This is a genomic window from Jatrophihabitans sp. (assembly GCF_036388195.1).
GTDB lineage: Bacteria > Actinomycetota > Actinomycetes > Mycobacteriales > Jatrophihabitantaceae > Jatrophihabitans_A.
On sequence record NZ_DASVSG010000017.1, the window covers coordinates 1 to 2,854 of the forward strand.

The following is a 2,854-nucleotide window of genomic DNA, read 5'->3' on the forward strand; positions in this document are numbered from 1 at the left end:
CGGTGGCGACCGTCGGCAGCCGCCCGACCATCACTGAAGGCCCTTGGACTCTGCTCGAACTAGATAAGAACAAGTCGTTTTCACATGACCTCGTGATGATCCGGTCGGGTGACGTGGTGGTGTCGTGTCGTTGGACGGACGCTAATGGCCGTCGCGAGCAGTCCTGGCAATTATGAAATTGTGAAGCGCGATCGCGAGTGGGACTCGTCCGTTCGCGGCGGTGCTCTGAGGTCGCGATTACCTAAATAAGCCCAAGTCCTGAGCTAGCCAACCCCCTCCAACTGAGCACTCCCGACTGCGGCAGACTTGTGCTCATGACGCGCTTCGGAATCTTCGTACCCCAGGGTTGGCGGATGGACCTGGTCGGCATCGGTGACCCGGTCGAGCAGTGGGAGGCGATGACGGCGGTCGCCAAGGCGGCCGACGCGGGGTCCTGGGACTCGATCTGGCTCTACGACCACTTCCACACCGTGCCGCGGCCGAGCACCGAGACGACCTTCGAGTGCTGGACGGCCACCGCGGCGCTGGCCCGCGACACCCGCCGGGTCAACATCGGCCAGATGGTCGGCTGCAACGGCTACCGCAACCCGGCGCTCTACGCCAAGATCTCCTCCACCGTGGACGTGGCCAGCAACGGCCGGCTGTACGCCGGGATCGGCGCCGGCTGGTACGAGCACGAGTGGAAGGCCTACGGCTACGAGTGGCCTGAGCTCAAGGACCGGATGGGCGCCTTCCGCGAGGCCGTCGAGATCGTGGTCGGCATGTGGACCCAGGACGAGTACCAGTTCAGCGGCAAGTACTACTCGGTCGACAAGCCGATCAACGAGCCCAAGGGCGTCCGCCAGCCGCACCCGTCGTTGTGGATCGGCGGCGGTGGCGAGAAGGTCACCCTGAAGCTGGTCGCCCAGTACGGCAACGCTGCCAACGTCGGCGGCGGTGACCCGGCGACGATCACCGACAAGCTGGCGATCCTGAAGCAGCACTGCCAGACGGTGGGCCGGAACTACGACGAGATCATCAAGTCCACCAACCTCAACGTGTTCCCGCTCGATGCCGGGGACGATCCCAAGGCGGCCACCGAGAAGGCCCGCGGCGGCATCGACTTCGACGAGTTCGCGGCCAACACCGTGATCGCCGGCGAGGACGAGATCGCGTCCCGGGTCGATGCCGCGCTGTCGGCGGGTGCTGACTACATCATCTTCTACGTGCCCGGCGTGGCGCATGATCTGGACCTGGTGGCCCGGGCCGAGGCGGTCGCGCGCCGGTTCGGCTGAGCCCGCTCAACTGCTCAGCCGGAACCGAGGCCGGAGCCGGAGCCGGCCAGGATGCTGATCACCGTCGCCTCGCTGATCTGCCCGAAGTCCCGATAGCCCTGGCTGACCGACCGGAAGTCCGGAGGCTGCCAGGGGCAGACCAGCGCGTCCACCGAGTCGGCCAGCGCCTGGCAGGCCCGCGGCGAGCCGATCGGCGCCGCCAGCACCAGCCGGCCGGCGCCGGCCGCGCGCAGCGTCGCGACCGCGGCGCGCATGGTGGCGCCGGTGGCCAGCCCGTCGTCCACCACGATCACCGGTCGTCCGGCCAGCTCCAGGGGTTCCTGGGTCCCCCGGTAGCGAAGAGCCTGCTGGTGCAGGGTCTCCAGCTCCGCCTTGCAGGCCGCGGCGAACTCGGTCGGCGGCAACCGGCGCTGCCGCAGCACCGGCTCGTTGCGGACCACCACGGTCTGGTCGCCGATCGCCGCCACCGCGCCCATCGCCAGCTCCGGCTGCTCGGGCAGGCCCACCTTGCGCACCAGCAGCACGTCGAGCGGCGCTCTCAGGCTGCGCGCCACCGGGCCGGCGACCGGGACGCCGCCACGCGGCAGGCCGAGCACCAGCAGCCGGTCGAGGTCGGCGTCGCCGGCCAGCTGCTGAGTCAGCTGCGCGGCCAGCACGGCGCCAGCTTCGGCCCGATCGGCGTACGGCCGGCCGTCCCCAGAATGCAGCACCTCTCCAGCCAAGCACTGATCGGCGGCGCGCCCAAGGGGCAGCTGATCTAACGGACCTCTTCGCCGGCCACCCACACGCGATGGATCAGCGGGACGCCGGGACGGTAGGCCAGGTGCAGGTAGCTGGGCGCGTCCAGCGCCACCAGGTCGGCCCGCATACCCACCGCCAGCCGGCCGATGTCGTCGCGCCGCAACGCCTTCGCGCCCCCCACGGTGGCCGCGTACACCGCCTCTGCCGGGGTCATCCGCATCTCCCGGACGGCCAGCGCGATCGCCAGCGGCATGGACGTGGAGAACCCGGAGCCGGGATTGCAGTCGGTGGCCAGCGCCACCGTCGCCCCGGCATCGAGCAGGCCGCGGGCGTCCGGATAGGGCGACCTGGTGGAGAACTCGACCAGCGGCAGCAGCGTCGCGACCGTCGCGGACCCGGCGAGGGCGTCGATGTCGGCGGCGGACAGATGGGTGCAGTGGTCGGCGCTCGCGGCGTCCAGCTCGACCGCCAGCGCCACCCCGCCGCCAGCGGTCAGCTGGTTGGCGTGCAGCCGGGGCGCGAGGCCGGCGGCCATCCCGGCCCGCAGCACCGCCCGGCTCTCGTCCACGTCGAAGGCGCCCTGCTCGCAGAACACGTCCACCCAGCGGGAATGTGGGGCGCAGGCGGCCAGCATCTCCCCGCACACCAGGTCGAGGTAGTCGCCGCGGTCGATGCCGGCCGGCACCACGTGCGCACCGAGAAAGGTCACCTCAGACGTCTGCTCGGCGGCGATCCTCACCGAGCGCTCTTCGGTGGCCAGGTCCAGGCCGTAGCCGGACTTGCATTCGAAGGTGGTCACCCCGGCGGCGTGCAGTTCCGCGGCCAGCTTGCTCAGGTTG

At 70.4% G+C, this 2,854-nt stretch carries 3 protein-coding genes; 1 reads left to right on the forward strand and 2 read right to left on the reverse strand.

What is annotated here, in order from left to right; genetic code table 11:
• Window positions 1-314 precede the first annotated feature (314 nt).
• Window positions 315-1,274, forward strand: coding sequence for an LLM class F420-dependent oxidoreductase (locus tag VF612_RS01165; protein ID WP_408658015.1), 960 nt, complete (start codon window positions 315-317; stop codon window positions 1,272-1,274).
• 14 nt (window positions 1,275-1,288) lie between these two features.
• On the opposite strand, the gene VF612_RS01170 is transcribed toward VF612_RS01165, so the two are convergent.
• Entirely contained in the window at window positions 1,289-1,984 is a 696-nt protein-coding gene (locus tag VF612_RS01170) for a phosphoribosyltransferase (RefSeq protein WP_408658016.1), read from the reverse strand.
• A gap of 47 nt (window positions 1,985-2,031) precedes the next feature.
• Window positions 2,032-2,854: amidohydrolase family protein (locus VF612_RS01175; protein WP_408658017.1), on the reverse strand; the 823-nt coding region annotated here is incomplete at its 5' end.